The organism is Mesorhizobium sp. M7A.F.Ca.US.007.01.2.1, from assembly GCF_003998165.1.
In the GTDB taxonomy this organism is placed as follows: Bacteria; Pseudomonadota; Alphaproteobacteria; order Rhizobiales; family Rhizobiaceae; genus Mesorhizobium; species Mesorhizobium ciceri.
The window spans coordinates 1-4,623 of record NZ_RZQP01000346.1; the positions used below are offsets into that span (position 1 = coordinate 1).

A 4,623-nucleotide genomic window follows, 5' to 3' on the forward strand; every position below is an offset into this window, starting at 1 on the left:
AGGTCAGGCTCAAGGTCTACGAATGGCGCGCATCACGCGACGTGATCTTCGAATGGACGGCTCTCAACGACAGTTTCGTCGTCGGTGCCGACGGCACGCTCTTCCTTCCATTTGTCGGCCAGATACGCGCGCAGGGCACCGCCCCCGGCGACCTCGCCCGCGCGATCGGCGACCGCCTGATGCAGCACATGGGCCTCGGCCGCCAGCCGGATGTCGCTGTCGAGATTGTCCAGTACAGGCCGTTCTACATTGTCGGCTACGTCACGCAGCCAGGCGAGTTCCCCTACAGGCCCGGGCTGACGGTGCTGCAGGCGCTGGGAATCGCCGGCGGCCTGCGAACACGCGAGGAAGACATGTCGAGGCTCGAGCGTGAAGTCATCGTGGGTCAGGGCGATGTGGGTTTGTTGGCGCTGAGCAACGTCAGTCTGCTCGCCCGCAAAGCACGGCTGGAATCAGAACTAGCTGGCAGCGACGACATCGCCTTCCCTGCGCAACTGAAGGACAGAGCTTCGAACGAGAAGGTCGCGGTGGCGATGGAGCAGGAGCGCAAGATCTTCGCCGTCCGCAAGGACGCCATGGCGACGCAACTCCGTGCCCTGCGCGAACTCAAGGATTTCCTCGAAAAGGAACTGACCTCGCTCGGCCAGCAGATGGCCTTCCACGACCAACAGATCGAACTTATCCAGAAGGAACTCGCGGGTGTTTCGGCCCTTGTCCAGAAGGGGCTGGCGGTTGCACCGCGGGAACTCTCTCTACAGGGAACGGTCGCACAGATGCAGAGCGACAGGTTGGTTGCCGAGACCTCGCTCTTGCGAGTCAGGCAGGAGATAAGCAAGACCGACATCGAGATCCTCAACCTCGGCAATAGCCAAGCCAGCGAAGTCGCTGCTGCCTTGCGCGAGACGCAACTGCAGCTCAATGAAGTGACCAGCAAGGCCAACACCGCGGTGCAGTTGTTGCACGATACCGAGGTCACGGCCCCTGCTCTGCTCGCCCTTAGAGAGCGCGCCGAAAGGGCCAAGCCGATCTTCAAGATCGTGAGGACGACGGACAGCGGCTCGCAAGAACTCACGGCTGAGGAAACGACGCCGATCGAGCCAGGCGATACCGTGAAGATCGATATCCCCGCCCCGCCGTCCGGCTTGGCTGCTCTACCTGTAGAGGACGACGTCCAGGCAGGGACGGTTTCTGTTCAAGGTACCAATTGACAGGCTTCATGATTGGCGCGGGTGCCGGCTCGCAACGCCTTCGACATGACCTCCGAACCCGAGACCGTTGGTGGCCGCCTGGACGGGTAAAGAACGCGCCGGCGTCATGGCCAGAGCGGTTCAGAGTGGGCGGAGCTGCCAGCTCGCTGCAGGTGCTTGTTTTTCTGCTGTTCCACACGGAAAACCGCCGCGCACCTTTCTTTGAACTGGTTCGCTTCAAGTTCAATGATCTGGCCGACCATGCTAGCAATTTCCGGCGGCACTTGCCTTGCACTTTGAGGCCGCATATCAGTGGGCACGCTGACGATGCCTTCCCTGCCGCAGTGAGGCGATCAGTTCCTGCGGGTATCACTGGAGATGTCGGTGCTCATGAGTGTAATCGCTATATCGGCGGCAGGCGTTCTGATGGGACTGCGCTTCAAGGCTCCTGCGCTGATCGCGGCGACTGCGCTGCTTGTGGTCGGAAGCTTTGCCTGGAATGGGCTCGGGTTGCCGGGCTACGTGACCGTCACTAAGTTCCTGATACTGTCATTCGTCTTGGCTGGCGCCTATATCATCGGTCTGTCCCTGTCCGTCCACCGGAAGCGCAAGGAAAGGTGACACGGCGGGACTTCAGGAAGCCCGGTCGAAACGTATGACTGCGAAAACCGTCCTGAACAGGATCACGATATCGAGCCAAACCGACCAGTTCCGCACATACTGGCAGTCCAGCTTCACGCGGTTGGCGTAGTCCATGCTGCTTCTTCCGTTCACCTGCCACAGACCGGTGAGCCCGGGCTTTGCCCGAAGGTATTCCCCTAAGTGGTCGCCGTAGCATTTTAGTTCGTCCTTGACGATGGGCCTTGGACCCACACAACTCATGTCGCCGCGGATGATGTTGAACAATTGCGGGAGTTCGTCGAGGCTCGACTTACGCAGCATCCACCCAAGCACCGTGACGCGGGGGTCGTTCCTGATCTTGCGGGTCTCCTCCCATTCCAACCTGACTTGAGGGTTGCTGTCGAGAAATGACTTCAGAACTTCGTCCGAATTGGTGACCATCGAGCGGAACTTGTAGCAATCGAATGGCTTTCCGCCAAAGCCGATGCGGCTATGCGAGAACACTGCTGGGCCTCCTGCCGTCATCCTGATCAGCAGAGCAACGACAATCATTACCGGCGCGGCAACCATAAGCACCGTGAATGCTACTACCAGATCCATGATGCGCTTCAGGAGACCGCCCACAGGAGGGTTCGTCGTTCCCAACCTGAGCGCGGGCGAAAGGTCCGTCAACACTGCCCCGGCACCGTTGTTGTCGGATGCGGGAAGGACGTGCAGGACTGCCGTTCGGCTGTCGGACGGGATAGGCAGAGATGGCTGAACCCAGATCGGGGCTGCCTGATGTGACTCGAAGGCGTTCGTTGTCATGGAACAATCGCTGTTTCGACTTGTTGTTGCACTCTTCCAAGGTCGGAGGTTGTCGACAAGAAGGGCAAAGGAGGTAGCGTGACGCTCAGGGGCTATCCCCCTAATCCCAAGGAATGATCCTCCTAGACTTTTTGCAACTTCCGAAGGAGAATGTCTCGCTACGGTTTCATGCTTTGCGGCGCTTGGGCGCGCGGACCCTGGCCAAGAGTACGCCTAGTATCGGGGTCCTGCAGGCCTGCAACGTCTTGACAAGTTCCTGCAGCGTCTGGACCTGTGTCTTGCCCCACTCGGCAACGATCACCACGCCGTCCAGGACAGATCCGACAATCAGTTCGTCGGCACCCGAGGCAAGCGTCGGCAGGTCGAGTATGACAATGTCGTAGGCAGGAAGTCCGTTGGCGGCAAGGTCACTAGCGGCTAGCTCCGAGAGGAACGCCTCCATCTTGCTAGGCGCCAGGAGGTGTCTGGCGTCCACGGTCGAACTGGAAAGGATGTCGAACGGCCGCCCCGCAGCACGAACGATGTTGAGACGGACAGGGTCCTGGCACGGTAGGTCGAGGGCTCCCGACTGGCTCAGAAGCCGCGAGGGGGTCATGGTCGGGCGCCGGATGTCGGCGTCAATCACCAGCGTCTTCAGGCCCGACATCGAGTAGAGCGTAGCGAGATTGCTGGCCACCGAACTCTTCGAACCGTCGTTGGATACGGCAGTCAACCCAAGAAACCTGATCGGGCGGCTGGTTTCCGCAAGGCTTATCTCGGTTCGCACTTTTCTCAGGCTATGGCTGTATCGGGATTGCGGAGATCTTGCCACTTGGTCGACAAGGCCCGATCTTCTGCCGATCGGTGGCAGTTCTCCGAGGCATTCGACGCCCAGATTGTCGCGGATCTGTCGTGGCGACCTTATGGTCCAGTCAAACGCGTGCCTTACAAACGCAAGTCCAATACCGAAAATGAGACCGGCAACCACCGCGAAGGCCAGCATCAACTTCGGCCTTGGAGCGCTCGGATTGAGCGGCGCCGTCGCAGCTGTGATGACCCTTGCATCGGCAACCGGATACGACTGTTGGCTTACCGAGTTGGTGTAGGCCTGCAAGAAGCTCTCGTACATCTTCTGGTAGGTTTCAGCCGTCACCTCAAGTTCTTCGAGCGTCGGCTCAGCACTCGTCCCGTCTGCTTTGGCTTCAATGCCGACGCTGTAGTCGTGCCGTGACCGGAACTGCTGCGCTTTTGCCATGGCCTCATTCATTTGAGTTCGCAGCTGCTGAAGCCGCATTTCCAGCCACGCGCCTCCTTCCTTGGCTGCGTCAGTCTTGGTTTCGATCTGCTCACGTACGAAGGCATCGGCCGTGGCGTTCGCAATCCTGGCTGCGCCCTCGGGATCAGGAGAGGTGAAGGATATGTCAATCGCGTAGGAAACGCCGACTCGGCGGACGTCGAGGCCGTTGCGGAAAACCAACATGCTCCGACGGAACTTCTGAAAATCGGTCAGCATGGGGGGTGCGGCAGGCTCGCTAAGAGCGAAATGCTGCAGCCAGGCGCTTTTCCGCAGCCCCAAGGCGTCAAGCAGGACAGCTCCGGTCTTCGTCAATCTGTCCCGCAAAGTCGGAGACTGGGAACGATTGAACTGCGCATCGTCGACGAGTTTCAACTGGTCGAGCACCATCGCTGCGATTTTTTCCGACTGCATTACAGCGATCTGGCTTTCCACCTGGGCAGTATCCAGTGACAGATCCACTTCGCCGCCCTCCTGCAGGTGTTGCGGCAATTTCGGCTCGATCAGAATCTGCGCGCTGGCGATGAAAGTTGGGTCGGTGCTCGAATTGTAAAACCCCGCCAACAAGAGAGCCATGGCAAGGCAGGCAATGATAGTTCCAGCGTAGCGGCGCAGAAATTCGGTAATGTCGGAGAGCCCAATGAACTCTTGGCCGGCGGAAGCCTGCTGGTCCGTCATCGAGGGCCATTGATTGGTGAACATGCGATTCATTCAGCTTCTCCTGCAGGCATACGC

Annotated in this window: 5 protein-coding genes; 2 read left to right on the forward strand and 3 right to left on the reverse strand. The window is 59.4% G+C overall.

The genetic code is table 11. From position 1 onward, the window contains the following. A partial coding sequence (locus tag EN949_RS33155; protein WP_127371923.1) for a polysaccharide biosynthesis/export family protein occupies window positions 1-1,208 on the forward strand: 1,208 nt, incomplete at its 5' end. Between the two features lie 104 nt (window positions 1,209-1,312). Here EN949_RS33155 and EN949_RS36035 read toward each other — a convergent pair. Beyond that, the gene (locus EN949_RS36035) at window positions 1,313-1,450 is read right to left on the reverse strand and encodes a hypothetical protein (protein ID WP_155924994.1); all 138 of its coding nucleotides are present in this window, start codon (window positions 1,448-1,450) and stop codon (window positions 1,313-1,315) included. A 127-nt stretch (window positions 1,451-1,577) separates the two neighbouring features. On the opposite strand from EN949_RS36035, the gene EN949_RS33160 reads away from it, so the two are divergent. After that, entirely contained in the window at window positions 1,578-1,808 is a 231-nt protein-coding gene (locus EN949_RS33160) for a hypothetical protein (protein ID WP_127219079.1), read from the forward strand. A gap of 12 nt (window positions 1,809-1,820) precedes the next feature. Here the strand turns inward: EN949_RS33160 and EN949_RS33165 are convergent, their stop codons facing one another. Both EN949_RS33165 and EN949_RS33170 read right to left on the reverse strand, forming a co-directional pair. Next, entirely contained in the window at window positions 1,821-2,615 is a 795-nt protein-coding gene (locus tag EN949_RS33165) for a sugar transferase (RefSeq protein ID WP_245461888.1), read from the reverse strand. 166 nt (window positions 2,616-2,781) lie between these two features. Then, window positions 2,782-4,599 carry a GNVR domain-containing protein gene (locus EN949_RS33170; protein WP_050596371.1) on the reverse strand — a complete coding sequence of 606 codons (1,818 nt, stop codon included), beginning with the start codon at window positions 4,597-4,599 and terminating at the stop codon, window positions 2,782-2,784. Window positions 4,600-4,623: the final 24 nt, after the last annotated feature.

Bases quoted from the DNA above. Each gene is read 5' to 3' on its own strand.
- EN949_RS33160 (WP_127219079.1), top strand. From the start codon at position 1,578: ATGAGTGTAATCGCTATATCGGCGGCAGGCGTTCTGATGGGACTGCGC.
- EN949_RS33170 (WP_050596371.1), bottom strand. From the start codon at position 4,599: ATGAATCGCATGTTCACCAATCAATGGCCCTCGATGACGGACCAGCAG.
- EN949_RS36035 (WP_155924994.1), bottom strand. From the start codon at position 1,450: ATGGTCGGCCAGATCATTGAACTTGAAGCGAACCAGTTCAAAGAAAGG.
- EN949_RS33165 (WP_245461888.1), bottom strand. From the start codon at position 2,615: ATGACAACGAACGCCTTCGAGTCACATCAGGCAGCCCCGATCTGGGTT.